The following is a 25,847-nucleotide window of genomic DNA, read 5'->3' on the forward strand; positions in this document are numbered from 1 at the left end:
TTCCTTGACTCTCATTTAACCTTGAGGTTAAATGAAATCATGCGCTCCACATCCGATTCCCTGTCTGCGGTGTTCTCTGCACTGGCCGACCCCACCCGCCGCGCGATCCTGCTGCGGCTGGCCGAGGGCGCGGCGCCCGTCAGCGAGCTGGCCCGGCCGTTCGACATGTCGGCGCCGGCGATCTCGAAGCATCTTCGCGTGCTGTCGGACGCAGGGCTGATCGAGAGGGAAGTCAATGCGCGCTGGCGAATCTGCCGGTTGCGCGCGGACGGGATGCGCGATGCGCACGGATGGCTCGAAGCCTATCGGCAATATTGGGAAGAGAGCCTCGATCGACTGACGGCGTTCGTCGAACAATCGTGCGCGGGCGGCACGGCCGGCGACGACGTCCCACCTCGGCGGGAGAAGTCATGAGTCAGGCAGCGACGTTTCATCTCGAATTGAACCGGTTCATCCGCGCGCCGCGCGAGCGTGTCTTCGACGCGTTCACGAACGAAACTGCGCTGGCGACCTGGCATTGTCCGCGAGGGATGAGCGTGATCGAAGCGAGCGCCGACGCGCGGGTCGGCGGCAAGTACCGCATCGTGATGGGCGGGCGCGACGGTTCGCGGCACATCGCGGGCGGCGAATACCAGAAGGTCGATCGCGTGGACTTTCTGGCGTACACATGGGCTTGGGAGGTCGGGGCGATGCCGGCCGACCTGAAGACGCTGATCGAGGTCACGTTCACCGACCAGGACGGCGGCACGCATCTGCACATGCGTCACAGCGGCTTTCCGAGCGAGCAGGAGCGCGATTCGCACATGGGCGGGTGGCAATCGGTGTTCAACCGGCTCAACGATCTGCTGGACCCGGAGGGCAGCGCGGGAACCGTCGTCGTGTTCGGCGATCCGCGCAGCAGCTATTGCCGTACGGTGCGCATGGCGCTCGCGGAAAAGGGCGTCGCGTACGCGCTGCAGCCGCTGCCGCCGCATTCGCCGGAAGTGCTCGCGCACAACCCGTTCGGACGCATCCCGGCATTCTGCGACGGTCCGATCGAGTTCTATGAAACGCGGGCGATCCTCGGCTACATCGATGAAGCGTTCGACGGCCCGAGCCTGCTGCCCCGGTGGGGCGCCACCGCGCATGCGCGCGGCGAGCAATGGATCAGCCTGATCAACTGCCACGCGTACGACGCGATGGTGCGCCGCTACGTGCTGCAGTACGTCTTCCCGAAGGGCGAGGGCGGCCAGCCCGATCGCGCGGTGATCGACGCGGCGCTGCCTGACATCGACAAGCATCTGCAGGTGTTCGACGCGGCGTACGGCGGCCGCGATTACCTGGTCGGCGGCGAGCTGTCGATGCCGGATCTGTTTCTGGCGCCGATCCTGGCTTACGTCGGCATGTTTCCCGAAGGGGCGGAATTGCTGCAGAAGTACCCGAACGTCACGCGTGCGCGGGCGGTGATGCGCGAGCGGCCCAGCTTCGGCGCCACCCAGCCGGCCTTGGGCTGAGCGCGGTGCGCCGGCGCGGGCGTTCATTTCGCGCATGCGATCGTCGTACGCCAGGCGGGCGCGCGGCTCGCCTGTGTCCATGAGGGCCGCATGATGCGCGCGAATGTCGATTTCCCCGCGTCGAGGCGCATGAGCGTGGCACGCGGCAAAATAAAAAGCGCCGGTCGGCGACCGGCGCTCGTGGGGCAACGCGTATGCGTCAGTGCTTCAGCCGGCCGAGCAGCAGGAACTCCATCAGCGCCTTCTGCACGTGCAGGCGGTTTTCCGCCTCGTCCCAGACGACGCTCTGCGGGCCGTCGATCACGCCGGCCGTCACTTCCTCGCCGCGGTGCGCGGGGAGGCAGTGCATGAAGAGGGCATCGGGGTTCGCGTGGCCCATCATCTCCTCGTCGACGCACCAGTCGGCGAACGCCTGCTTGCGCGCTTCGTTCTCGGCCTCGAATCCCATGCTCGTCCACACGTCGGTCGTCACGAGATCGGCGCCCTTGCACGCTTCGTTCGGATCGTCGACGACTTCGTAAAACGGCGCGCTTTCCGGCGCGACCAGCTTCATGTCGAGTGCGTAGCCGGGCGGCGTGGACAGGCGCAGCTTGAAGCCGAGGATCTGCGCGGCCTCGATCCACGTATAGAGCATGTTGTTCGCGTCACCGACCCAGGCCACCGTCTTGCCGGCGATCGGGCCGCGGTGCTCGTAGTACGTGAAGATGTCGGCGAGCACCTGGCACGGATGGTATTCGTTGGTCAGGCCGTTGATCACCGGCACGCGGGAGTTGTCCGCGAAGCGCTGGATGATCTCCTGCTCGAACGTGCGGATCATGATGATGTCGACCATCCGCGAGATCACCTGCGCGGAATCCTCGACCGGCTCGCCGCGGCCGAGCTGCGTGTCGCGGGTGCTCATGAACACGGCGTGGCCGCCGAGCTGGAAGATGCCGGCTTCGAACGACAGCCGCGTGCGCGTCGAGTTCTTCTCGAAGATCATCGCGAGCGTGCGGTCGTGCAGCGGGTGATAGGTCTCGTAGTTCTTGAACTTGCGCTTCAGGATTCCCGTGCGTTCGAGCACGTACTCGTAGTCTTCCAGCGAGAAATCCTTGAACTGCAGGTAGTGACGAATGGTTTTGGCGGTCATGAAACGAAATGCGGCGGGTCTCACCCGGCCGCAGGGCCGGACGGCACCGCCGTCGGGTGTGGATAACTCAAAGCAGCATAAAGGATTTTCTGTGCTTTGACGAGCCGGGCCGAAAAGCGGGGCTGGATCGAAGTGCGTGGCGCGCGATCGCGGGCCAGCGGGCACGAAACGACGCGCGATGCCGCGCTGCGGTATAATCCAAAAGTTTTCTCCAGCCCGGCAGGCAAGCCTCATTCGCGCGCTGCCGGACACAAGCCGTGCGCTGCACAAAACCGGTGCGGCGTGCCGGGAAGCGCGCCAGCGGCCCGCCTGCGGGTGCGCACGGGCGCCACCGGCGTCATGCCTGCTTTGTGTTTGCGTGTCCAGGCGCCGTTGCCTGCGCATCGCCGGGCCGTCACTTGGGTAACCACATGGCTGAAACCCCTCCGACCGAATACTTCATCCAGGGCATCACGAAAGACGGGAAGAAATTTCGCCCGAGCGACTGGTCGGAGCGTCTTGCTGGCGTGATGTCGTGTTTCGGGCCCGGTGCAAGCGGGCCGAATGCCAGGCTCAAATATTCGCTGTACGTGCGTCCGACGATGCTCGGCGACACGAAATGCGTGATTCTCGATTCCCGTCTGCGCGACGTCGAGCCGATGGCGTTCGATTTCGTGATGAACTTCGCGAAGGACAACCACCTCGTCGTCACCGAGGCGTGCGAACTGCCTGACTACGCGAACCACAAGAGCTGAGCAGCCGGGCGAGGGCGCCTGCCGCGCCCGCCCGGTTCGTTCCGCCGCGGCCTTTCCGGCAGTGGACGGTGCAAAACAAAAAAGCCCGCGAATGCGGGCTTTTTTGTCGATCGCAGGAAACAGGGGCGCCCGCGCGAGGCGGGCACACCGGACTTACGCTGCTGCCTGCAGGCCCTTGACGGCTGCGGCGAGGCGGCTCTTGCTGCGAGCGGCCTTGTTCTTGTGAACGATCTTCTTGTCGGCGATCGTGTCGATCGTCTTCACGGCAGCCTTGAACAGCTCGGCAGCCTTTGCCTGGTCGCCGGCATCGACTGCCTTGCGAACGGCCTTGATCGCGGTACGGAATTTCGAGCGCAGCGCCGAGTTGTGCGAGTTTGCCTTCGCGGCCTGGCGGGCGCGCTTGCGTGCTTGTGCGGAGTTAGCCATGACGGTTCCTTATCCTGTCCTGTTTCCAGAGCTTGGAGCCTGACGGCCAAGCGCTGCTTTTCGATCCGTCCCCTGAGAACGATTGCCCAGGGGCACATAAAAAACGTTGGTTTTATCCGAGGCCCGGACACGGAAGCGGCAGGTGCCGCGTATGTAACAGGCTCAGAAACCGGCGATTATAGCAACAAAATCAAGCGCGTGGCAAGTTTGACGTCCGATGAGGATGCAGGCGGGGGCCGCGGGCGTCCTTTTCGTCGTTCGGCCGTGACGCGCCGCACAACCTCCGTATAATAAGCGCCCCATGAATCTATTCCGAGCCCTGCTGACGGTCAGCGGCTTCACGCTGCTGTCGCGCGTGACCGGACTGGCCCGTGAGACGCTGATCGCCCGTGCGTTCGGTGCCAGTCAATATACCGACGCGTTCTACGTCGCGTTCCGCATCCCGAACCTGCTGCGCCGCCTGTCCGCGGAAGGCGCGTTCTCGCAGGCGTTCGTGCCGATCCTTGCCGAGTTCAAGAACCAGCAGGGGCACGACGCGACGAAGGCGCTCGTCGACGCGATGTCCACCGTGCTTGCGTGGGCACTCGCCGTGCTGTCGGTGGTCGGCATCGTCGGCGCGACGTGGGTCGTGTTCGCGGTCGCGTCCGGCTTGCGCACCGACGGCCAGGCGTTCCCGCTGGCCGTCACGATGACGCGCATCATGTTCCCGTACATCGTGTTCATTTCGCTGACGACGCTCGCGTCCGGCGTGCTGAACACGTACAAGAGCTTCTCGCTGCCTGCGTTCGCGCCGGTGCTGCTGAACGTCGCGTTCATCGTCGCGGCCGTGTTCGTCGCGCCGCACCTGAAAGTGCCCGTGTACGCGCTCGCGTGGGCAGTCATCGCCGGCGGCGTGCTGCAGTTCCTGGTCCAGCTGCCGGGCCTGAAGAAGATCGACATGGTGCCGCTGGTCGGCCTCAACCCGATGCGTGCGCTGCGGCATCGCGGCGTGAAGCGCGTGCTCGCGAAGATGGTGCCGGCCACCTTTGCGGTGTCGGTCGCGCAGCTGTCGCTGATCATCAACACCAACATCGCGTCGCGGCTCGGGCAGGGCGCGGTGTCGTGGATCAACTACGCGGACCGCCTGATGGAGTTCCCGACCGCGCTGCTCGGCGTCGCGCTCGGCACGATCCTGCTGCCGAGCCTGTCGAAGGCGCACGTCGACGCGGATGCGACCGAATATTCGGCGCTGCTCGACTGGGGGCTGCGCGTGACGTTCCTGCTCGCCGCGCCAAGCGCGCTCGCGCTGTTCTTCTTCGCCGAGCCGCTCACCGCCACGCTGTTCAACTACGGCAAGTTCGACGCGCATACCGTCACGATGGTCGCGCGTGCGCTCGCGACCTACGGGATCGGTCTCGTCGGCATCATCCTGATCAAGATTCTCGCGCCGGGCTTCTATGCGAAGCAGGACATCAAGACGCCGGTGAAGATCGCGGTCGGCGTGCTCGTCGTCACGCAGCTGTCGAACTACGTGTTCGTGCCGCTGATCGCCCATGCGGGCCTGACGCTCAGCATCGGCGTCGGCGCTTGCCTGAACTCGCTGCTGCTGTTCCTCGGCCTGCGTCGGCGCGGTATCTACCAGCCGTCGGAGGGCTGGCCACGCTTCTTCGCGCAGCTCGCAGGCGCGTCGCTCGTGCTCGCCGGCACGATGCACTGGTTCGCGATCAGCTTCGACTGGACCGGGCTGCGCACGCAGCCGCTCGCGCGCATCGCGCTGATGGCCGCGTGCCTCGTGCTGTTCGCTACACTATATTTCGGTATGTTGTGGGTGATGGGCTTCAAATACGCTTACTTCAGAAGGCGCGCCAAGTGACGACCGCAATGACCCGGGTCCTCGATTATTTCAGTACGCTCGTGGCGGACGACGACAGCCTGCCGGTGACCGAGGCCGCGCTTTCGCTTGCGCAAGATGCGTACCCGGATCTCGACCTGCAGGGCACGCTCGCCGAACTCGACATGATCGCGGCGCGGTTGCGCCGGCGGGTTGCCGACGACGCCGTCCTGAAGGACCGGGTCGTCGCGCTGAACGATTTCTTCTTCCGCGAGCTCGGCTTCGCCTGCAATCACAACGATTACTACGATCCTGACAACAGCCACCTGAATGTCGTGCTGAGGCGGCGGCGCGGGATCCCGATCTCGCTGTCGGTGCTGTATATCGAACTGGCCGAGCAGATCGGCGTGCCGGCGCGCGGCGTGTCGTTTCCCGGCCATTTCCTGCTGCGCGTCACGCTGTCGGACGGCGACCTGATCATCGATCCGACCAACGGCCATTCGCTGTCCGAGGCCGAGATGGTCGAAATGCTGGAGCCGTACGTCGCGCGGGCGGCGGGCGCGGTGGACAGCGCGTTGCGCGCGCTGCTGCAGCCGGCGACGAGCCGCGAGATCATCGCGCGGATGCTGCGCAACCTGAAGACGATCTATCTGCAGACGGAACGCTGGCAGCGGCTGCTCGCCGTGCAGCAGCGGCTCGTGATCCTGCTGCCGGAACATCTCGACGAGGTGCGCGACCGCGGTTTCGCATATGCGCGGCTCGACTACCTGCGGCCGGCGCTCGAGGATCTCGAACGGTATCTCGGCGAGCTGCCGGACGCGGAAGACGCGAGTGTCGTGGAATCGCAGGTGACCGAATTGCGGCAGCGGATGCAGCGCGGTGACGAAGACTGAGCGAAGACTGACCGTTTCGCCGCACCCATGCTAAACGCCCGCCATGCGCATTGCGCGCGTCGCGGGCGTTTTTGCTGGTACGCGTGAAGCGCGTTGTCAGGACGTCATTTCGGCTGCATCCGGATCGCGCCATCGAGGCGGATCACCTCGCCGTTGAGCATCGGGTTCTCGACGATCTGCCGGACCAGCAGCGCGTATTCGGCCGGCTTGCCGAGCCGTGGCGGGAAAGGCACCATCGCGCCGAGCGCGTCCTGCACGTCCTTCGGCATGCCGAGCAGCATCGGCGTCTCGAACAGGCCGGGCGCGATCGTCATGACGCGGATGCCGCTGCGCGACAGGTCGCGCGCGATCGGCAGCGTCATGCCGGCAACGCCGGCCTTCGATGCCGCATACGCAGCCTGGCCGATCTGGCCGTCGAAGGCCGCAACCGACGCGGTGCTGATCACCACGCCGCGCTCGCCGTCCGCGTTCGGCGCGTTCGCCGCCATTGCGACGGCGGCGAGACGGATCATGTTGAACGTGCCGACGAGGTTCACGCTGATCGTCTTCGCGAACACGTCGAGCGGATGCGCGCCGTCCTTGCCGACAGTCTTCGCGGCGGGCGCGATGCCTGCGCAGTTCACGAGGCCGCGCAGCGTGCCCGCGCGCGTCGCGGTGTCGACCGCGGCCTGCGCGTCGTCCTCGCGCGACACATCGCAGCGGACGAACACGCCGCCCAGTTCGCGCGCCAGTGCTTCGCCTGCTTCCTCGTTCAGGTCGGCGAGCACGACCTTGCCGCCTTCGTGTGCGAGCATCCGCGCCGTGCCGGCGCCGAGGCCCGATGCGCCGCCCGTGATCAGAAAGACGTTCCCGCGAATCTCCATGACTGTCCCCTTGGTGGTAGGTAAAGGCGGCGACCTGCGTGCAAGCCGGCAGTGTCGGGATCGATCCGGTCGATTGTAAGGGGCGCCGGCGTGTGCCGGCGCAATGAGAACGTCCGTGCGAATCGGACGCGCACGAAAAAAAACCGCCCGGGACGGGCGGTTTTCTTCAAGGCGGGACGCGCGGCTTACTTCAGCGCGTCGAACGCACGGTCGCGGATCTCGTCGACGGCGCCGAGACCGGAGATCTTCCGGTATTGCGGCGCCTTCAGGCCGTTCTCCTCGCCGCGCGTTGCCCAATCGCCGTAGTAGGTGATCAGCGGCTTGGTCTGCGCTTCGTACACTTCGAGGCGCTTCTTGACCGTTTCTTCCTTGTCGTCGTCGCGCTGGATCAGTGCTTCGCCCGTCACGTCGTCCTTGCCCTCGACCTTCGGCGGGTTGAATTTGACGTGGTACGTGCGGCCCGAGGCCGGGTGCGTGCGGCGGCCGCTCATGCGCTCGATGATTTCCGAGAACGGCACGTCGATCTCGAGCACGTAGTCGATCGCGACGCCGGCGTCCTTCATCGCGTCGGCCTGCGCGATCGTGCGCGGGAAGCCGTCGAACAGGTAGCCGTTCGCGCAGTCCGCTTCCTTCAGGCGCTCCTTGACGAGGCCGATGATCAGCTCGTCCGGCACGAGCTTGCCGGCGTCCATGAAGCCCTTCGCCTCGACGCCGAGCGGCGTGCCGGCCTTCACGGCCGCACGCAGCATGTCACCCGTCGAGATTTGCGGGATGCCGAATTTTTCCTTGATGTAGTTTGCCTGGGTGCCCTTTCCCGCGCCGGGCGCGCCCAACAGGATCAAACGCATGGTGATATCTCCAGTATGTAGATTCGTGTGGCGAGACTCGAAGGCGTCGGCGACGCAGTGCGCGGCAGCTTGCCTGGCACGCGGCGGACCGGTCTGACGCGGCGCGTCGGCTCAAGCGACGCGCGGCTGCCGGCAGGGCCGCGGTGAGGTCAAGCGGGCACGCGCGGATCGCGGACGGCTCGCACAATCGCCTGATTATGCCATGGGTTTTTTTTATTCCGGCCGAAAAAGGGCCTGCACGCGCGCAAGATCGGCCGGCGTGTCGATGCCGGCCTCCGGCGCGCGCTCGGTGATCAGCACCGCAATCCGTTCGCCATGCCACATCGCGCGCAGCTGTTCGAGTTGCTCGGCCTGCTCGATCGGCGCCTGCGCGAGCGACGGATACGTGCGCAGGAAGCGCGCGCGATACGCATAGAGGCCGATATGCCGATACACCGGAAAGGTCGGCGCGGGCATGGCCGACACGTCCGGCCAGTGCGGCTGGTACGCATCGCGGCTCCACGGAATCGGCGCGCGCGAGAAGTACAGCGCGACGCCCTGCGCGTCGAGCGCGACCTTCACGACGTTCGGGTTGAACACGTCGGCCGCGGCGTGGATCGGGTGCGCGGCAGTCGCGATAGCGCATGCGGGATGCGCGGTGAGGTGCGACGCTACGTCGCGGACCAGCACCGGGTCGATCAGCGGTTCGTCGCCCTGCACGTTGACGACGACCGTGTCGTCGCTCCAGCCGAACGCAGCCGCGACTTCGGCGAGACGGTCGGTGCCGGACGGATGGTCGGCGCGCGTGAGCACCGCGTCGAAGCCGTGGTCGCGCGCGGCGTCGAGCACGCTCTGCGCGTCGGACGCGACGAGCACTTGCTGCGCGCCCGCTTCGCGCGCCCGTTCGGCGACGCGCACGACCATCGGCTTGCCGCCGAGATCGGCGAGCGGCTTGTTCGGAAGCCGGGTCGAGGCGAGCCGGGCGGGAATGACGGCGATGAAGGGCTGCGGGTGAGTCATCGGACAGGCAAATCGTATGAGGAAGGCGGCGGGCGGCGCGTGCGCAGCGCCCGCCGGGCGGCCGGGCCGCATGGGGCCCGGGCCGGGTTCACCGGACCAAATTCAGCGACCAAATTCAGCGACCAAATTCAGCGGCCAAATTCAGCGGCCAAATTCAGCGGCCGGCCGGATCGACCGGCGTGCCTTCGACGGTCTGGCGCGCTTCGTCGACGAGCATCACGGGGATGCCGTCGCGGATCGGGTAGGCGAGCTTGTCGGCGTTGCAGATCAGTTCCTGCGCGGCGCGGTCATAGTGGAGCGGGCCTTTGCAAATAGGGCACACGATGATTTCAAGCAGGCGAGCGTCCACGGAGTTTCTCCACAACGAGGGCAATGAGGCGAGGATCGAGCGCGGCTTCGACCGGGACGACCCAGATCCGAACGTCGCGCCAGGAAGCGCCCAATTTTACTGCATCCTTCTCGGTGATCAGGATCGTGTCGACCTGCTCGTCGACGAACGGATTGTCCGCGAACGCGTAGTGATCGGGCAGCGCGCGGGTCGCGGGCGCGAGGCCCGCCGCGCGCAGCGTCGCGAAAAAGCGCTCCGGCGCGCCGATGCCGGCCGCCGCGAGCACGCGCTCGCCGGCGAACTGCGACAGCGGGCGGCGCAGCGCCGGCCGGTCGAGATGCCAGGCGGCGCCGGGCGCGAGCTTCAGTGCGTACGTGTCGGGCCACGGCGGCAGCGCGCCGCTGTACGGATCGTTGACGAGCGTCGCGTCGCGATGCCGCGACAGCGGTTCGCGCAGCGGCCCGGCCGGCAGCAGGAAGCCGTTGCCGCCGAGGCGGTGGTCGAACACGACGAGCTCGACCGTGCGCGCGAGACGGTAGTGCTGCAGGCCGTCGTCGCTGACGATCACGTCGACGTCCGGATGCGCGGCGCGCAGCGCCTGCGCGGCGGCGACGCGGTCGGGGCACACCCACACCGGCGCGCCGGTACGGCGGGCGATCAGCAGCGGCTCGTCGCCGGCCTCGCTCGCGCGCGACGCGGCCGTTACCGCGGTCGGCGTCCGGACGTTCGCGCCGTAGCCGCGCGACACGACGCCGGGCGTGAAGCCCGCCGCGCGCAGCGCATCGACGAGCGCGATCACGGTCGGCGTCTTGCCGGTGCCGCCGACGGTCACGTTGCCGACCACGACAACGGGCACGCCAACGTCGACCGTCTTTTGCCAGCCTTGCGCATAGGCCGTGCGGCGCAGCGCCGCGCACAGGCCGAACACGCACGCGACCGGCGTGAGCGCCCACGCGAGCGCGCCGCGGCGCTGCCATTCGCGTGTGAGGCGCGCCTCGAGGCGGGCGAGCGGGCCGCCGGGCGCGCTCATCGGGCGAGGCGCGGCGCGCGCGGCGCCACGGCGTGGAACGGGGTCGTCAAGGCGAATTCTCCGTATTCTCCGTTGTTGCGGTGCGAGCCGCGGGTTCTCTCGGAAGGCGGCACTCTAGCGCGCGGCACGCCGGCGGGGCAAGCGTCACCGGACTTTACCGCTGGCGGGGACGGATCGGGCGAGCCTGTGGATAACTCTGTGAAAAACCCGCCCGTCGAATGCCGCACACGCCCGTCCGGTGGGCCTCGAATCGGATGAGAATCATTCCGAAAGATCCAAAACCATATAAAAATCAATGCGTTGGCATCAATTGTCTGGCGTTTTGCGGGGTTTTTTGCGGGTTTTGGCAGGCGAATGCCGGCATGTGGACACTTTTCGCGTTGTGCAATGCACTCGTGCGCCGCTGGACGCCCGGCCGATGTCGGACTATCGTGTCGCCGCCAGCATTCATCCGATCGTCCATGCTCTCCGATTCCCCTTTTGCCGCGCCGGGCGCGGCGCGCGGCGGCGATGAAGTCATCCCCGTCTCGGCGCTCAACCGCGCGATTTCCACGATGCTCGAGCGCTCGTTCCCGTTGTTGTGGGTCGCGGGCGAAGTGTCGAACTTCACGCGCGCCGCGAGCGGCCACTGGTATTTCTCGATCAAGGACCAGCAGGCGCAGATGCGCTGCGTGATGTTCCGCGGCCGCGCGCAGTATGCGGAATTCACGCCGCGCGAAGGCGACCGGATCGAGGTGCGCGCGGTGGTCACGATGTACGAGCCGCGCGGCGAGGTGCAGCTCAACGTCGAAGCCGTCCGGCGCACCGGGCAGGGGCGCCTGTTCGAGGCGTTCCTGCGGCTCAAGGCGCAGCTCGAGGCCGAGGGCCTGTTCGCGCCCGAGCGCAAGCGGCCGCTGCCCGCGCATCCGCGGGCGATCGGCATCGTCACGTCGCTGCAGGCCGCTGCGCTGCGCGACGTGCTGACGACGCTCGCGCGCCGCGCGCCGCACATTCCGGTGATCGTCTACCCGGCGCCCGTGCAGGGGGCCGGCTCGGCCGAGAAGCTCGTCGCGGCGGTCGAGACCGCCAACGCGCGGCGCGAGGTCGACGTGCTGCTCGTGTGCCGCGGCGGCGGCTCGATCGAGGATCTGTGGTCGTTCAACGACGAAGCGCTTGCGCGCGCGATTGCCGCGAGTGCGTTGCCGGTCGTCAGCGGCGTCGGCCATGAAACCGATTTCACGATCGCGGATTTCGCCGCCGACGTGCGCGCGCCGACGCCGACCGGCGCGGCCGAGCTCGCGAGCCCGCAGCGCGCGCTGCTGCTGCGCGAGGTCGGCGACCGGCAGGGCGCGCTCGCGCGCGGGATGCGCCGCACGCTCGAGCAGCGCGCGCAGCAGCTCGACTGGCTCGCGCGCCGGCTCGTGAGCCCGGCCGAACGGCTGCAGCGGCAGCGCACGCACGTCGAGCAACTCGCGGTGCGTCTCGCGTCCGCGGCGGCACGGCCCGTGCGCGACGCGCGCGCGCGGTTCGCGCTTGCGCAGCTGCGCTGGCAGCGCGCGCGGCCCGACGTGACGCAGCCGCGCCACGCGCTCGCCGGGCTGTCGCAGCGCCTCGCGGTCGCGCTGCAGCGCCGTCACGAGCGCAACACGGCGCGCGTCGCAGCCTGCGCGGCGCGGCTCGAGGTGCTGAGCCCGCAACGCACGCTCGAGCGCGGCTATGCGGCGCTCATCGATGCGCAGACGGGCCGCGCGGTGCGCGCGCCGAGCGCGCTGAAGCCGCAGCGGCGCCTGACCGTGCATCTCGCCGAAGGCTCGGCAGACGTGTCGCTCGCCGACGTGCAGCCGCGGCTGTCGGATACGTTCTGACGGAATGGCCGGCGCAGGCGGCGCGCATTTGTTCACCACATCGGACGATGCGCGAACGCCGGTTTTCCGCATACCGCGGATAAATGGCCCGCGAGTTTGCGGGGTTATTCTTCCTCGCCTACAATCGGACGCTCGGCAGCATTCAACACAGCCTCCCTACATACTCAACGAAGGAATCGCCATGGCTCATACGCTCCCGCCGCTCCCGTACGCTGAAGACGCACTCGCGCCGACCATCTCGCAAGAGACGATCCAGTACCACTACGGCAAGCATCACCAGGCTTATGTGACGAACCTGAACAACCTGATCCCCGGCACGGAATTCGAAAACCTGTCGCTGGAAGAGATCGTGAAGAAGTCGTCGGGCGGCATCTTCAACAACGCCGCGCAAATCTGGAACCACACGTTCTTCTGGAACAGCCTGTCGCCGAACGGCGGCGGCGCACCGACGGGCGCGCTCGGCGACGCGATCAACGCGAAGTGGGGTTCGTACGACGCATTCAAGGAAGCCTTCACGAAGGCTGCAGTCGGCACGTTCGGCTCGGGCTGGGCATGGCTCGTGAAGAAGGCCGACGGTTCGCTCGACATCGTGTCGACGAGCAACGCGGCAACGCCGCTGACGACGGCAGACAAGGCGCTGCTGACGATCGACGTGTGGGAACACGCGTACTACATCGACTACCGCAACGCGCGTCCGAAGTTCGTCGAAGCGTTCTGGAACATCGTGAACTGGGATTTCGCCGCGAAGAACTTCGCGTAAGTCACCGACACTGTTCCGTCACAATAAAGTTTGGAAACGGCAACAAAGTTTGGGACGTTGACGGGGTGACCCGCAACAAACTTTGGAAATCGTAACCGATCTGAAGGCCCTCCGTCGCGAGGGCCTTTTTGCTTCTTCGTGGATTTCCGCGGATGTTGCTTACCGGCCCCTTGCCGCTGTCCACCATCGCTTGACTCGAGCGTCCGATTTTCGGTGTGGATTCAATCGGTCGAGTCTCTTGGACGCCGCAACGCCGCACAACGAATAGTGGCCGAAGGCACACGAAAAAGGCTGTCCGCAGCGAGACAGCCTTGTTAGAGGACTACCGAAGTCTTGGGATTTAGCACAAGCGCGTCGACGCCCGCGCACGAGTTACTGCCAATCCGTCAACTCTTGCCGCGTCAGATCAAAGTCCTCCGGGTCTACCATCAAGTGCTCGACCGCGTGCACGAACCATGCCCCGTTCTTGAATACGTAGCACACGAAGTGGTGCGAATCGTCGGCGTCGCCTTGCTCGAGCAGATGAAGTACGCAGTTGTCCACTACTGCAGTCGAGTACGCCGACCCATCACCATACATCTCATCGTCGAAGGCGTACCACTCACGACCGACACGGAAAAAGCGGAGGTACTTTCCCTGATGAACGTTTCCTGCGTGCAAACGGACCCACTCGATCTGGTCGCCACGCTGATTCGCTTGCGCGGTCACAGTGCTTACTGTGTCGGCTGTCAAATTCGGATACATGGGCAAGCGTCCCGATTGGACAGCTTGAGTTGCTGTCATGATCATTTGATGTTCCTCAAAGTCGGAATTGGCGGTGACTTCAATGGCAGTGGCGGCAATGTTGGCAACAACATCGACGATCTGGCCATACTCCGCTCGAAGTCTTTCCATCCGCGAGGACACGATCTGCGGGGGGGGCAACTTTCCGGCACGCTCGGCCGCGATCGCGGCACTGTAGTTCCGGTCGACCAACAGATTTGATACTAGGTCGCGCCCGCGAGCCATCGACAACTTAAAGCCAGCCGCATTTACGGCGCTGCGAACGTCATCGATGATGATCTTGATGGACATGGGGACTTCGAGTGGTCAGCAGGCGATCCGATTAAAGCCCATGCTGACGCTGAAAAGTCACCATGAGAAGAAGGAGTCGCAGTCGAAGTCGGATCAACTTACCCAGCGGGGTCCGCAATTGCTTGCAGCTGGAAACTATTGTACACCGCTTGCGCCCGTTGATAAGGCTCAGTGCCAAGAGTCTCGGCGACACGGACGTCCGCTTAGTAGCGAAGCGGTCACGCAAGTGACGGAGTGGCGAACGCCGGCTCTTGGCCAATCGCCAACGGTCAGCCCCGCGTTCCCCGGTAATCTGCGATGGGTTCTTTTTGCTCGGATTTCGACGGCCGCGCCAGCAGACAAATACGGTGCGGGGGAGCTTGACGATTGTCTCGCGTCAGTAGCGCCTTACAACACTGTGATATGAGTATGCGTCGTCGATCGGTTCTATCATGACGGTGTGCTCACCGCGGTGTGGGTGATCGTCTACGCGTGGTACTTCGCCGACGATCCGCGCCGGCACCGCCACATGTCCGCCGATGAGGCAGCCGACCTGCCGCCTGCCCGCGCCGACGCTGCCGCCACGGTGCGCGCTCGCACGCCGTGGCGGCGGCTGCTCGCGCGCATCGCGCCGACGATGGTCGTGTACTTCTGCTATGGCTGGACCGGGTGGCTGTTCTTCACATGGCTGCCGACCTTCTTCATGCACGGCCGCGGCCTCGACCTGAAACAGTCCGCATTTTTCTCGGCCGGCGTGTTTCTGTCGGGCGTCGTCGGCAATACGGCGGGCGGCGTGCTGAGCGATCGCGTGCTGAAGCGCACCGGCAACGTCGTCGCCGCGCGCCGCAACGTGATCATCGTCGCGTTCGTCGGCGCGCTCGCGTTCCTCGTGCCGGTGCTGTTCGTCAAGTCGCTGACGTTGACCGCGGTGTCGATGAGCGTGTCGTTCTTCTTCCTCGAGATGACGATCGGTCCGATCTGGGCGGTGCCGATGGACATCACGCCGCAGCACGTCGGCGTCGCGAGCGGCCTCGTGAACGCGGGCTCCGCGGTCGCGGGCATCTTCACGCCGATCGTGTTCGGCTTCGTCGTCGACCGCACCGGAAGCTGGACGCTGCCGTTCGCGGGCTCGATCGCGCTGCTCGTGCTCGGCGTCGCGATGACGTTCTTCATGCGGCCCGACATCCCGCTGCGCGACGATGCGCACGCGGTGCACCCAGTGCACGCAGACGATGCGGAATACGAACTGACCGGGCCGTCCGGACACTGAACACGGAGTAGGCATCGAGGAACCTGCCACGCTTCATGACCTCGCCGGCGCTCGATGCCGCGACCCGCAAGGCCCTGCGGCGCTTGCTGCCGTTTCTCGTGCTGATGTACATGCTCGCGTTCGTCGATCGCGCTCGCGATGGCGCAGCGGCATCGGGCGATCAGCCGACGCGGTCGTGACGGGCGCGGCCTGCCGATATCGCGACCGAGGCCGATATCAGTCGGGCATGTGTGGGTTATGGGTCGCGCTTTGCGCGGGCATGCGGCCTCGCGCGCCGGATGGGCAGCGCGGCGCGCGGGCGGGCCGCAGCAAAACCGCCCGGCGGCCCGCCGGTCAGTCTGCGCCGGCTTGCAGCCCGCTCGCGCGACGCAGCGCGCGTACATCGACAAGCTCGATTTCACCGACGTGCAGTCGCACGACACCGTCCGCCTCGAGCGACTTCAACAGCTGATTCGTCGTCTGCCGCGTCAGCGACAGCATGGCCGCGAGCTTTTCCTGCGACAGCCGGATGCGCGTGCGGCCGGCGCTGATGCCGCCGTAGCCGTCGGCGATCATCAGCAGGCGCGCGGCAAGCCGCTGCGCGGCCGGCATCACGCTCATCGCTTCGACGGTCAGGAAGCTGAGCCGCAGCTTCTGCGCCATCAACAGCGCGAACTGCCGCCAGTATTGCGGCGTCGCGTCGAGCATCGCGAGCAGCGCCGCCTGCGGCACGTGCAGCAGCAGCGCGTCGTCGAGCGCGATCGCGTCGTGCGTGCGCGGCAGGCCGTCGAACAGCGCGATCTCGCCGAACCACGTGACCGGCTCGGCAACCGTCAGCAGCGCTTCCTTGCCCTGCGGATCGACCGCGCCTATCGTGAGGGAACCGCACAGCACCGCATACAGCCCGCATGGCGGGTCGCCGCGGCGGAACAGCGCGTGGCCGGCCGGCAGGCGGCGCAGCGCGGCATGCGCGAGCAGCTCCGCGCGCAGTGCGTGCGGCAGCGCGGCAAACCACGGGTGCGCGTCGAGTTGCGGCAGGTAGCGGTCGAGGGGCTCGGGCATGGGCGGCGCGATGTCGGGTAGGCGACAGAAGCTCTCCGGCGTGACGGGCATCATAGCGCGCAACGAACGACAAGGAGACGCGATGAAAACGCTCGAAGACCATCTATCCCGATATGCGGCCTATCACCGCGATGCACGCAACATTGCGACGCACCTGGTCGGCATTCCGATGATCGTGTTCGCGGTCGAGGTGCTGCTGTCGCGGCCCGCGCTCGGCACGCTGGCGGGCGTCGCGCTGTCGCCGGCGCTGCTGCTTGCGATTGCGTTCGCCGTGTTCTACCTGCGTCTCGACCTGCGCTTCGGCGCCGTGATGACGGCGCTGTTCGCGCTCGGCCTGTGGGCCGGGCAGACGGTGGCGATGCTGCCGATTGCGCATTGGCTCGGGATCGGCATCGGCGCGTTCGTCGTCGGCTGGATCGTGCAGTTCGTCGGGCACTGGTTCGAGGGACGCAAGCCCGCGTTCGTCGATGATCTGGTCGGCCTGGCGGTCGGGCCGCTGTTCGTCGTCGCCGAAGTCGCGTTCTTCGCGGGGCTGCGCGGCGACGTGCGGCGCGCGGTCGAGGAGCGGGCGGGGCCCGTGCATGGCGGCGCGCACGACGTGCACGTATGACCATGCCGACACCTCGCATCTGCGTGCTCGGCGCGGGCGCCGTCGGCTGCTATCTCGGCGGCCGGCTCGCGGCGGCCGGGCAGGGCGTCCGGCTGATCGGCCGCGCACGGATCGGCGACGCGATCCGCACGCACGGGCTGACGCTGTCGGACCTTCACGGCTATCGTGCGCGGGTCGCACCGGCAGACGTCGCGTTCGACATCGATGACGCCGCCGCGGGCGACGCGCAGCTCGTGCTCGTCACCGTGAAATCGGCGGCGACGCCGGAGGTCGCGGCGCAGCTTGCCCGCGTGCTGCGGCCCGGCACGCTCGTGATCAGCTTCCAGAACGGTGTATGCAATACCGACACGTTGCGCGCTGCGTTGCCGCAGGCCACCGTGCTTGCCGGGATGGTGCCGTTCAACGTGATCGAACGCGGGCCGGGCGCGTTTCACCAGGGTTCGTCGGGCCTGCTCGCGGTCGACGCGGCGCCCGCGCTGCAGCGGTATGCCGGCGCGTTCGCGCGTGCCGGGCTGCCGATCGCACTGCACCGCGACATGCCCGCCGTGCAGTGGGCAAAGCTGCTGTTCAACCTGAACAACGCGGTCAATGCGCTCGCGAACCTGCCGCTGCGCGACGAGCTCGCGCAACGCGCGTATCGCCGCTGCCTCGCGCTCGCGCAGCGCGAGGCGCTGCGCTGGCTGCGGCAGGCCGGGATCCGGCCGGCACGTGTGACGCCGCTGCCCGCCACGTGGGTTCCAGCGGTGCTCGATGCGCCCGATCCGGTGTTCCGCGTGCTCGGCGCGCGGATGCTCGCGATCGATCCGCTCGCGCGTTCGTCGATGTCGGACGACCTGGCCGCGCGCCGCCCGACCGAAATCGAGTGGATCAACGGCGAGGTGGTGCGGCTCGCCGCGCGCTTTGGCGCGTCCGCCCCCGTGAACGCGCGGCTTTGCGCGCTCGTGCACGATGCGGAAGCGGCTGCAGAACGGCCGGCCTGGCGCGGCGATGCGCTGTGGGCGGCGCTGGCGGGGTGAGCATCGTGGTGCACGCACGTCTCGCCCCCGCCGGATTCGCGCCAAGCGACTCCGCGCTGCGCAAGGACTAAAATTGGGGGCGCGTCATGTGACGCCCTTGCGGAGCGCAATCGCCATGGTGGATCGCCCGACTCTCGATGCCTACGATGCTTACGCGGCAGACTACGCGCAGACCTGGCTCGACGAGGGCCCGCCCGACGACACCTACGCGCTCCTCGAGCAGCATTTCGCGCCGGGACCGACGGCGGACGTCGGCTGCGGCGCGGGACGCGACACCGCGTGGCTCGCGGCGCGCGGTTTCGACGTGCGCGGCTACGACGCGAGCACCGCGCTGCTCGACGAGGCGCGGCGGCGCCATCCTGACCTCCCGTTCGAACACGCGGTGCTGCCGGCGCTCGCCGGCGTGCCGTCCGGCGCGTTCCGCAACGTGCTGTGCGAGACCGTCGTCATGCACCTGGATCATGCGGAAGCAGTGGCCGCGGCCGCGCGGCTCGTCGAGCTGCTGATGCCCGGCGGCACGCTGTACATGAGCTGGCGGGTGGCGGGAAACGGTTCGCTGCGCGACGAGCGCGGGCGCCTGTACACGGCGCTCGACGGCGCCCGGATGCGCGCCGCGCTCGGCGATGGCGTACGGGTGATCGACGAGCATGAAGTCGTCAGCGCGTCGTCCGGCAAGCGCGTGCACCGGCTGATCGTCCGCAAGGCGGACGCCGCGCAGCATGCCAATCCGTCGCCTGCATGAACGGTCCGGTTGCCGCCGGCCGAGCGGCGCTCAGTTCCGGTGGAACGCGGCTTCCCAGTTGATGTCGACGCACAGCACCTGCATCCCGCTTGCAGCGGGCGCCGCGATCGATGCGGTCACGCACAGGTGTGCTTCGTTGATCGACAGATACGGCGGCGTCAGGTGCACGCGGCCCGGCGCGCGCATCGCGTGGATGAAGTACGGCCGGCGTTCCCAGCTCGCGCCTTCCGAATGCAGCAGCGGGCGGAAGCGTTTCGCGCGCTGCGACAGGCTGCAGCACGCCAGTACGTTGTCGCCGATCTGCCGCCCCGACGCGTCGAGCAGGAAGCAGCGTGCGGTTTCCGGCAGGCCGAGCACCGTGGCGGCCGCCTCGGTGAGCGTCTCGCCTGCGCTGAGCTTCGTGCCGGCCTCTTCGAGCGCGGCGACATACGGCGCGAGCCGCGTCGCCTGCTGGCGCTCGCGTTCCGCGACGCGCAGGCGCAGCGCCGCCGACAGCGTATCCATGCAGCCCGCCGCCGCCTGTGGCTGCACGGGGTCGACGCTCGGCCCCGCGAAGTATTGGCCCTGCACGAAATCGACGTTGCATTCGAGCGCGATCAGCGCGTCGCGCTCGGTCGACAGGCCGCCCATCAGCACGAGCTGGCCGGATTCGTGCAGCAGCGACACGAGCCCCGGCAGCACGCGCTCGAGGTGCGAGTGCTCGCTCGCCTGCGCGAGGATCCCGCGGTCGAGCGTGACGATGTCGGGATGCAGGTGCCACACGCGGTCGATGTTCGAGTGCTTCGCGCCGAAGCCGCCGAGCGCGATCAGGAAGCCGGCCTTGCGCAGGCCGTCGACGATCGCCGCATAGCGCGGCGTCTCGCCGCCGGCCTGCTCGGGCACCTCGAGCACCACGCGTTGGGGCGGCAGGCCGAGCGCCTTCAGGTTCGCGAGCAGCGCGTCGCCGTAGACGGTATCCATCAGCGCCGCCGGATGCAGGCTCAGGAAGAGCCATTCGTCATGGCTGTCGAATGCGTGAAAATTGCCGAGATGCAGCGACTCGGCGAGCCGGCCGAGCTCGAGCAGGTCGCCGCGCCGCGCGGCCTGCGTGAAGACCTCGTGCGACGCGACCTGGCGGCTTTCCTCGTCGTGCGCGCGCAGCGACGCGTGATAGCCGATCGCGCGCCGGTGCGACACGGAGAACACCGGCTGGAACACGCTGAACACGGTATAGCCGCCGTACAGCACGGTGCGCCGGTTGCCGTCGTCGCCGGCGACGGGGCGGGGCGGCTGGAAGCCGGGGGGATCGATTTCGATCATGCTCATGATGTCGGCCGAGGGAAGGCTGCCAGTTTACCTACAGAATAGGCGAGCAAGAAGCGTGCGCAACGGCGCAGCCGGTGCGTCGGGCCGTCGCGGCGCGAGGTGCGGTGCGAGGCGCCGTGCGGATGGCGGCTGCCGATGCACCGTCGTGGTGCGTCGTGCGTCGGGACGACGCCCGGTGTGCGCCGCGCGCACGTATCATGCGCGTTCCGACGGATCGGTCTTGCGTGCGGCGCCGCGGATCTCCGGCGCGAGTTGCGCGAAGATCCACGCGGACGCCGCGGTGATGAGGCCGACGCAGATGAACGTCGCGTGGAACGCGGGCAGCGTGTTGCTCGGGGTCACGGTGCGCAGCATCCCGGTGAAGGTCGCGAGCAGCGCGCCGGCGACCGTCACGCCGAGGCTCATCGACAGCATCTGCACGAGCGAGAACAGGCTGTTGCCGCTGCTCGCGCCGCCCGTGCCGAGATCCTTCAGCGTCAGCGTGTTCATCGCGGTGAACTGCATCGAGTTGAAGCCGCCGAACAGCGCGAGCTGCGCGACCTTGAGCCACACGGGCATCGCATCGCGCATCAGCGCGAAGCTTGCCATCATCACGCCGACCATGATCGTGTTCGCGAGCAGCACCTTGCGGTAGCCGTGCTGCGTGATGAGGCGCGTGATGATGCGCTTCGAGAACATCCCCGCCGCCGCGACGGGCAGCATCATCAGTCCCGCCTCGAACGCGGTGTAGCCGAGGCTCACCTGCAGCAGCAGCGGGATCAGGTACGGCATCGCGCCGCTGCCGATCCGCGCGAACAGGTTGCCGAGCAGGCCGACGCTGAACGTGTGGATCCGGAACAGCTCGAGCGAGAAGATCGGCTGCGTTGCGCGCACCGCGTACAGCCCGTATGCGACGAAGCACGCGAGGCTCAGGATCAGCAGCACGAGCACCGCCGCGTGCTGCATGCCGAGGTCGGCGAGCCCGTCGAGCGACAGCGAGATCGCAACCATGCCGATCGTCAGCAGCAGGTAGCCTTTCAGGTCGAAGCGCCCGACCGCCGGATTGCGCGCGTCGGGCATCGAGTACCAGGTGGCAATGCAGCCCGCGACGCCGACCGGCACGTTGATCAGGAAGATCCAGTGCCACGACGCGATCTTCACGAGCCAGCCACCGAGGGTCGGGCCGATCAGCGGGCCGATCAGTCCGGGAATCGCGACGAACGACAGCGCGGACAGGTAGCGCTCGGCCGGAAACGTGCGCAGCACCGCGAGCCGCCCGACCGGCAGCAGCATCGCGCCGCCGATCCCCTGCAGCACGCGGAACACGACGAGCTGCGTCAGCGTGTGCGCGTTCGCGCACAGCAGCGAGCCGAGCGAAAAGACCAGGATCGCGCTGAAGAACACGCGCCGCGTGCCGAGCGTGTCGGCGAGCCAGCCGGAAACCGGGATCATCACGGCCATCGTCAGCGAATACGCGATCACGACCGACTGCATCCGCAGCGGCGATTCGCCGAGGCTCGCGGCCATCGACGGCAGCGCGGTGTTGACGATCGTTGCGTCGAGCGTCTGCATGAAGAAGCCCGTCGCGACGAGCCAGAGCATGACCGTGAGGTTTTTTTCGCCGGAGGCGGTGGCGGGCGGGCGTTGGAACATGGGGCGAGGGCGGGGTGCGCGAACGCGGGACAGCCAACATTGTAGGGAAAGCTGCCGTGCGATGCAGTTTCGACCCCGTGTCCGGGCGCGCGAGGCGCCGTTGCGCCGGCAACCCGACCGGACGCCCGTTCGCTGGCTGGCCAGTACAGTTCAGCCACAAGTGTCTTCAACCGTATCTGTGCGTGTGCTGCTGCTGTCCGGAATACTGAACGTGTCCGATGAAGCGACCAGGAGGCGGCCATGCGTGAACTGCGACTCTACGTACTGGATGGCGACGAGCCCGCCGGGCGGTGGCGGATGATCGACCGCACGTCGCTGCAGGTGGCGGACGGGGAACTGTGGGTAACGGTCGAAGGCGAGCTGGCCGATCACTGGCTGCGGCCGGGCGACACGCTTGCGTTCGCGCGCGGGATGCGGGTCTGGATCAGCGCCGGGCCGCGCGGCGCGACCTTCGCGTTCGGTCCCCGGGACGTGCCGGCCGTCGTGCGCGACGACGCGTGGCGGCAGCGTATCGTCGCGTGGGGCGGGCGCCGCCGTGAGGCCGCCGCGTCGCTGCCGGCGTAGAGGCATGTGCGGCCCAGCCGGGCGGTGGCACGGGCGCGCAAGGCCGGGCACGGCGATGCGTCGCGTGTCGATTCGTGCGATCCGGATTGAACACGCGCGCGACGAAATCTAGACTCGATTTCGTATCCGGCTCGCGTCGCACACGATCATGACTCCCGCACTCGCATTGACGCATCTGTGGCAACTCGCGCACGGCGACCCCGGCGCGCTCGCGCGTGTCGCCGTCACCGGGCAGGACCCGGCACTGCCGTCGGCATACCACGTCGGCACGCTCGCCGCGGCGACGATCGCGGCGGCCGGGCTCGCCGCCGCCGAATGCCATCGCCTTCGCACCGGCATCGCGCAGCATGTCGACGTGTCCGTGCGCGACGCGCTCGTCGCGTTTCGCAGCGAGCGCTATCTGCGCGTCGACGACGGGCCGCCGCCCGAACTGCGTCATCCGGTAACCGGCTTCTACGCGACACGCGATGCGCGCTGGATCCAGCTGCACGCGAATTTTCCGCATCACCTGCGCGGCATCCTCGCGGTGCTCGAATGCGCGGGTACCCCCGCCGACGTCGCCGCGGCGATCCGCACCTGGGACGGCGCGACGCTAGACGCTGCACTCGCGGATGCGGGGCTCTGCGCGGCACTGATCAGAACACCTGACGAATGGGCCGCACACGAACACGCGCGTGCCGTCGACACGCTTCCGCTGTTCGAGATCGAACGCATTGGCGATGCGCCCGTGCAGCCGATCGGCCGCGGCGACGCGACGCGGCCGCTCGCCGGCGTGCGCGTGCTCGATCTGACGCGCATCATCGCGGGCCCGGTCGCCGGCCGCACGCTCGCGTCGCACGGCGCGCAGACGCTGCTCGTGAACAGCCCGCATCTGCCGAACATCGCACCGCTCGTGATCGACAACGGGCGCGGCAAGCGCTCCGCGTGGATCGACCTGCGCGAGGGCGCGGGTGTCGACGAACTGGATCGGCTGGCGCGTGATGCGGACGTGTTCCTGCAGGCGTACCGTCCCGGTGCGCTCGCGGCGCGCGGCTTTGCGCCGGACGCGCTGACGGTGTCGCGGCCCGGTATCGTGTACGTGTCGATTTCCGCGTACGGGCATGCGGGGCCGTGGTCGCAGCGACGCGGTTTCGACAGCCTCGTGCAGTCGGCGAGCGGGATCGCGTGGCGCGAGCAGCACGCTGTGCATGCGGACCGGCCGCGGCACCTGCCGTGCCAGGCGCTCGATCATGCGACCGGCTATCTCGCAGCATTCGGCGCGATGATGGCGCTGGCGCGGCGCGCGCGCGAAGGGGGGAGCTGGCACGTGCGGCTGTCGCTCGCGCAGGCGGGCCGCTGGCTGCAGTCGTTCGGCCTCGTGCCGGATGGCGCGCACGCGAGCGACCTGGCGCCCGACGACGTGCGCGACCGGCTCGACCGGACGGCATCGCCGTTCGGCACGGTCGATGCGGTGCGGCCGGCCGAACGCCTGTCGGCGACGCCGCCGTACTTCGCACTGCCGCCCGTGCCGCTCGGCACGGACGAAGCGCGGTGGATGGACTGACTAGCGCGCATGCCCGCGGTTGTGACGGGCTCGCGCGCATGCATTGCGACGCGGCGCCTGCCCGCAGGACCGGCACGTGCGATGCGGGCAGAGCCTGATGCGTGAACGCAGTTACTTGCGCAGCTCGACGACGAAGTCGTAGTAGTCGTTGCGGCAATAGGTGTCGGTCAGCTCGATCGCGCGCTGGTCGGCCGTGTAGCCGATCCGGGTGATCAGAAGCAGCGCGTCGTGCGGCGCGATGCCCATCTGCCGTGCGATCTCGTCGGTCGCGTTGACTGCGCGGAAGTGCTGCAGCGCGCGCACGATCGGCGTGCCGCGCGCTTCGAGGTAGCTGTACAGCGAGTCGCCGATTGCCTGCGGATCGGGAATCAGCGTGGCGGGGAACGTGGAGTTTTCGACCGCCATCACGATGCCGTCCGCGAGGCGCAGACGTTTCAATCGTGTAACCGAAGCCGTCGGCGACAGGCCGAGCTGAATCACTTCGTCGCGGTTCGCGGGCTGGATTTCGCGCGCGAGCCATTGCGAACTTGGCTTGAAACCGCGGCGTTCGAGCATCTCGCTGAAGCTCGACAGGCGCGACAGCGGATCCTCGTAGCGCGGCTGGATGAAGTTGCCCGCGCCCTGCGTGCGCCGGATCATCCCTTGCTCGACGAGGAGCGCAATCGCCTTGCGCGCGGTGATGCGCGACACGCCGAGCGCTTCCGACAGCACGCGCTCGGACGGCAGCGCTTCGCCGGCCGTCCAGCGGTTGTCGTGAATCGCTTCGCCGAGCTTGCGGGCGAGCTGCAGATAGAGCGGAGTGTCGTTGTCCGGGTCGGGGCGCAGGTCCTGCCAGCGGTCGTCCGTCGTTGCCTTCATGGAATGGGTGTCGTTCAGGTTGCGGCCATTCTAAGTCATCATGCGGTGCCGTTATAGCCGGTTTTTGCCGTGCAGCAGTCGGGCGCGGCGCCGAATGGCTACACTGACGCATCGGATTCGATGCCACCGCTGCCGCGAGTGGCCACGATTCAGTCACGATTCAGCCACGAATCAGCGACGAATCAGCGACGATTTAGCAGCGAGGAACCATGACAGACACGATCGCCACGGTCGTCCTGCCTGATGGCGAGACGATCCCGAAGCTGGGGCAGGGGACCTGGGAGATGGGCGAGCGTTCGTCCCGACGCGCGGACGAGATCGCCGCGCTGCGCGAGGGCATCGCGCTCGGGATGACGCTGATCGACACCGCGGAGATGTATGGCGAAGGTGCGACCGAGGATCTCGTCGGCGAGGCGCTCGCCGGCTTGCGCGACGACGTGTTCCTCGTCAGCAAGGCGTACCCGCATCATGCGAGCCGCCGGGGTGTCGTGGCCGCATGCGAAGCGAGCCTCAAGCGCCTGCGCACCGATCGCCTCGATCTCTATCTGCTGCACTGGCGCGGCTCGGTGCCGCTCGAGGAAACGGTCGAGGGATTCGAGGCGTTACGCCGCGCGGGCAAGATCCGCCACTGGGGCGTGAGCAATTTCGACACGGCCGACATGGAGGAACTCGTCGACGAAGCGGGCGGCACCGCGTGCGCGACCAACCAGATCCTCTACAACATCGCGCGGCGCGGACCGGAATTCGACTTGCTGCCTTGGCTCGCAGCGCGCCGGATGCCGGCGATGGCCTATAGCCCGGTCGACCACGCGCGCCTGCCGAAACGTTCGCCGCTCGACGAGATCGCGCGGTTGCGCGGCGTGTCGGTCGTGCGCGTCGCGCTCGCCTGGGTGCTCGCGCAGCCCGGCGTGTTCGCGATCCCGAAGGCGGCGCGGATCGAGCACGTGCGCGACAACCGCGCCGCGCTCGATCTCGTGTTGAGCGATGACGAGCGCGCGCAGCTCGACGCGTACTTCCGTCCGCCGCGCAGCAAACGCGCGCTCGAAATGCTCTGAC

26 protein-coding genes and 1 pseudogene are annotated in these 25,847 nt (G+C 67.6%); 15 read left to right on the plus strand and 12 right to left on the minus strand.

Going from position 1 to position 25,847, the window contains the following annotated elements; genetic code table 11:
* Positions 1 to 39: 39 nt before the first annotated feature.
* Positions 40 to 414 (plus strand): ArsR/SmtB family transcription factor, encoded by a 375-nt coding sequence (locus ACV22Z_RS16405; RefSeq protein ID WP_448077345.1) that lies wholly within the window; start codon positions 40 to 42, stop codon positions 412 to 414.
* Positions 411 to 1,493, plus strand: coding sequence for an SRPBCC domain-containing protein (locus tag ACV22Z_RS16410; protein WP_448077346.1), 1,083 nt, complete (start codon positions 411 to 413; stop codon positions 1,491 to 1,493). The genes ACV22Z_RS16405 and ACV22Z_RS16410 overlap by 4 nt, the downstream gene beginning before the upstream one ends.
* A gap of 199 nt (positions 1,494 to 1,692) precedes the next feature.
* On the opposite strand, the gene argF is transcribed toward ACV22Z_RS16410, so the two are convergent.
* Positions 1,693 to 2,622, minus strand: coding sequence for an ornithine carbamoyltransferase (gene argF / locus ACV22Z_RS16415; RefSeq protein ID WP_448077347.1), 930 nt, complete (start codon positions 2,620 to 2,622; stop codon positions 1,693 to 1,695).
* Positions 2,623 to 3,032: 410 nt separating this feature from the next.
* Between argF and ACV22Z_RS16420 the strand changes: the two genes are divergently transcribed.
* Positions 3,033 to 3,356 carry a DUF3579 domain-containing protein gene (locus tag ACV22Z_RS16420; protein ID WP_448077348.1) on the plus strand — a complete coding sequence of 108 codons (324 nt, stop codon included), beginning with the start codon at positions 3,033 to 3,035 and terminating at the stop codon, positions 3,354 to 3,356.
* Positions 3,357 to 3,509: 153 nt separating this feature from the next.
* On the opposite strand, the gene rpsT is transcribed toward ACV22Z_RS16420, so the two are convergent.
* On the minus strand, positions 3,510 to 3,782 hold the full coding sequence (gene rpsT / locus ACV22Z_RS16425) for a 30S ribosomal protein S20 (protein WP_006398494.1): 273 nt from the start codon (positions 3,780 to 3,782) through the stop codon (positions 3,510 to 3,512).
* Between the two features lie 301 nt (positions 3,783 to 4,083).
* Between rpsT and murJ the strand changes: the two genes are divergently transcribed.
* Positions 4,084 to 5,634, plus strand: a complete 1,551-nt coding sequence (gene murJ / locus ACV22Z_RS16430) for a murein biosynthesis integral membrane protein MurJ (RefSeq protein ID WP_448077349.1) — start codon at positions 4,084 to 4,086, stop codon at positions 5,632 to 5,634.
* Between the two features lie 8 nt (positions 5,635 to 5,642).
* Complete coding sequence (locus ACV22Z_RS16435; RefSeq protein ID WP_448077350.1) at positions 5,643 to 6,485, plus strand: SirB1 family protein; 843 nt, start codon at positions 5,643 to 5,645, stop codon at positions 6,483 to 6,485.
* A 104-nt stretch (positions 6,486 to 6,589) separates the two neighbouring features.
* Here ACV22Z_RS16435 and ACV22Z_RS16440 read toward each other — a convergent pair whose 3' ends face one another.
* The 5 genes from ACV22Z_RS16440 to lpxK all read right to left on the minus strand — a co-directional run bounded on the left by ACV22Z_RS16440 (position 6,590) and on the right by lpxK (position 10,553).
* Complete coding sequence (locus tag ACV22Z_RS16440; protein WP_448077351.1) at positions 6,590 to 7,348, minus strand: 3-hydroxyacyl-CoA dehydrogenase; 759 nt, start codon at positions 7,346 to 7,348, stop codon at positions 6,590 to 6,592.
* Positions 7,349 to 7,533: 185 nt separating this feature from the next.
* Positions 7,534 to 8,196 carry an adenylate kinase gene (gene adk / locus ACV22Z_RS16445; RefSeq protein ID WP_448077352.1) on the minus strand — a complete coding sequence of 221 codons (663 nt, stop codon included), beginning with the start codon at positions 8,194 to 8,196 and terminating at the stop codon, positions 7,534 to 7,536.
* A gap of 213 nt (positions 8,197 to 8,409) precedes the next feature.
* Positions 8,410 to 9,195 carry a 3-deoxy-manno-octulosonate cytidylyltransferase gene (kdsB, locus tag ACV22Z_RS16450; RefSeq protein ID WP_448077353.1) on the minus strand — a complete coding sequence of 262 codons (786 nt, stop codon included), beginning with the start codon at positions 9,193 to 9,195 and terminating at the stop codon, positions 8,410 to 8,412.
* Between the two features lie 154 nt (positions 9,196 to 9,349).
* Positions 9,350 to 9,544 carry a Trm112 family protein gene (locus ACV22Z_RS16455; RefSeq protein ID WP_006482216.1) on the minus strand — a complete coding sequence of 65 codons (195 nt, stop codon included), beginning with the start codon at positions 9,542 to 9,544 and terminating at the stop codon, positions 9,350 to 9,352.
* Positions 9,525 to 10,553 carry a tetraacyldisaccharide 4'-kinase gene (lpxK, locus tag ACV22Z_RS16460; protein WP_448077354.1) on the minus strand — a complete coding sequence of 343 codons (1,029 nt, stop codon included), beginning with the start codon at positions 10,551 to 10,553 and terminating at the stop codon, positions 9,525 to 9,527. The genes ACV22Z_RS16455 and lpxK overlap by 20 nt, the downstream gene beginning before the upstream one ends.
* 461 nt (positions 10,554 to 11,014) lie before the next feature.
* On the opposite strand from lpxK, the gene xseA reads away from it, so the two are divergent.
* Positions 11,015 to 12,397 carry an exodeoxyribonuclease VII large subunit gene (gene xseA, locus ACV22Z_RS16465; protein ID WP_448077355.1) on the plus strand — a complete coding sequence of 461 codons (1,383 nt, stop codon included), beginning with the start codon at positions 11,015 to 11,017 and terminating at the stop codon, positions 12,395 to 12,397.
* Positions 12,398 to 12,578: 181 nt separating this feature from the next.
* On the plus strand, positions 12,579 to 13,157 hold the full coding sequence (gene sodB, locus ACV22Z_RS16470; RefSeq protein ID WP_017333980.1) for a superoxide dismutase [Fe]: 579 nt from the start codon (positions 12,579 to 12,581) through the stop codon (positions 13,155 to 13,157).
* Positions 13,158 to 13,529: 372 nt separating this feature from the next.
* Here the strand turns inward: sodB and ACV22Z_RS16475 are convergent, their stop codons facing one another.
* Positions 13,530 to 14,231, minus strand: coding sequence for a hypothetical protein (locus ACV22Z_RS16475; protein WP_448077356.1), 702 nt, complete (start codon positions 14,229 to 14,231; stop codon positions 13,530 to 13,532).
* Between the two features lie 436 nt (positions 14,232 to 14,667).
* On the opposite strand from ACV22Z_RS16475, the pseudogene ACV22Z_RS16480 reads away from it, so the two are divergent.
* Positions 14,668 to 15,480 (plus strand): annotated as a pseudogene (locus ACV22Z_RS16480) (MFS transporter); the annotation flags it as partial.
* 35 nt (positions 15,481 to 15,515) lie between these two features.
* Entirely contained in the window at positions 15,516 to 15,659 is a 144-nt protein-coding gene (locus ACV22Z_RS16485) for a hypothetical protein (protein ID WP_448077357.1), read from the plus strand.
* Positions 15,660 to 15,813: 154 nt separating this feature from the next.
* Here the strand turns inward: ACV22Z_RS16485 and ACV22Z_RS16490 are convergent, their stop codons facing one another.
* Positions 15,814 to 16,521 (minus strand): Crp/Fnr family transcriptional regulator, encoded by a 708-nt coding sequence (locus ACV22Z_RS16490; protein WP_448077358.1) that lies wholly within the window; start codon positions 16,519 to 16,521, stop codon positions 15,814 to 15,816.
* Between the two features lie 82 nt (positions 16,522 to 16,603).
* Here ACV22Z_RS16490 and ACV22Z_RS16495 point away from each other — a divergent pair, with 82 nt between their 5' ends.
* From ACV22Z_RS16495 to ACV22Z_RS16505, 3 genes are all read left to right on the plus strand, one after another.
* A complete protein-coding gene (locus tag ACV22Z_RS16495; protein WP_448077359.1) occupies positions 16,604 to 17,131 on the plus strand; it encodes an Mpo1 family 2-hydroxy fatty acid dioxygenase in 528 nt (175 codons plus the stop codon).
* Positions 17,128 to 18,147 carry a 2-dehydropantoate 2-reductase gene (locus tag ACV22Z_RS16500; RefSeq protein ID WP_448077360.1) on the plus strand — a complete coding sequence of 340 codons (1,020 nt, stop codon included), beginning with the start codon at positions 17,128 to 17,130 and terminating at the stop codon, positions 18,145 to 18,147. The genes ACV22Z_RS16495 and ACV22Z_RS16500 overlap by 4 nt, the downstream gene beginning before the upstream one ends.
* A gap of 115 nt (positions 18,148 to 18,262) precedes the next feature.
* Entirely contained in the window at positions 18,263 to 18,889 is a 627-nt protein-coding gene (locus tag ACV22Z_RS16505) for a class I SAM-dependent methyltransferase (protein WP_448077361.1), read from the plus strand.
* A gap of 30 nt (positions 18,890 to 18,919) precedes the next feature.
* Here the strand turns inward: ACV22Z_RS16505 and ACV22Z_RS16510 are convergent, their stop codons facing one another.
* The gene (locus ACV22Z_RS16510) at positions 18,920 to 20,194 is read right to left on the minus strand and encodes an EAL domain-containing protein (protein ID WP_448077362.1); all 1,275 of its coding nucleotides are present in this window, start codon (positions 20,192 to 20,194) and stop codon (positions 18,920 to 18,922) included.
* 195 nt (positions 20,195 to 20,389) lie between these two features.
* Positions 20,390 to 21,826, minus strand: a complete 1,437-nt coding sequence (gene mdtD / locus ACV22Z_RS16515; RefSeq protein WP_448077363.1) for a multidrug transporter subunit MdtD — start codon at positions 21,824 to 21,826, stop codon at positions 20,390 to 20,392.
* Between the two features lie 240 nt (positions 21,827 to 22,066).
* Here mdtD and ACV22Z_RS16520 point away from each other — a divergent pair, with 240 nt between their 5' ends.
* Positions 22,067 to 22,390: a DUF2917 domain-containing protein gene (locus ACV22Z_RS16520; RefSeq protein WP_448077364.1), complete on the plus strand. Its 324-nt coding sequence runs from the start codon at positions 22,067 to 22,069 to the stop codon at positions 22,388 to 22,390.
* 148 nt (positions 22,391 to 22,538) lie between these two features.
* The gene (locus tag ACV22Z_RS16525) at positions 22,539 to 23,933 is read left to right on the plus strand and encodes a CoA transferase (protein WP_448077365.1); all 1,395 of its coding nucleotides are present in this window, start codon (positions 22,539 to 22,541) and stop codon (positions 23,931 to 23,933) included.
* Between the two features lie 111 nt (positions 23,934 to 24,044).
* Here ACV22Z_RS16525 and ACV22Z_RS16530 read toward each other — a convergent pair whose 3' ends face one another.
* Positions 24,045 to 24,791, minus strand: a complete 747-nt coding sequence (locus tag ACV22Z_RS16530) for a GntR family transcriptional regulator (RefSeq protein ID WP_448077366.1) — start codon at positions 24,789 to 24,791, stop codon at positions 24,045 to 24,047.
* Between the two features lie 209 nt (positions 24,792 to 25,000).
* Between ACV22Z_RS16530 and ACV22Z_RS16535 the strand changes: the two genes are divergently transcribed.
* Complete coding sequence (locus ACV22Z_RS16535) at positions 25,001 to 25,846, plus strand: aldo/keto reductase (RefSeq protein ID WP_448077367.1); 846 nt, start codon at positions 25,001 to 25,003, stop codon at positions 25,844 to 25,846.
* The last annotated feature ends 1 nt before the right edge of the window (position 25,847 follow it).

Source organism: Burkholderia sp. PU8-34 (assembly GCF_053427725.1).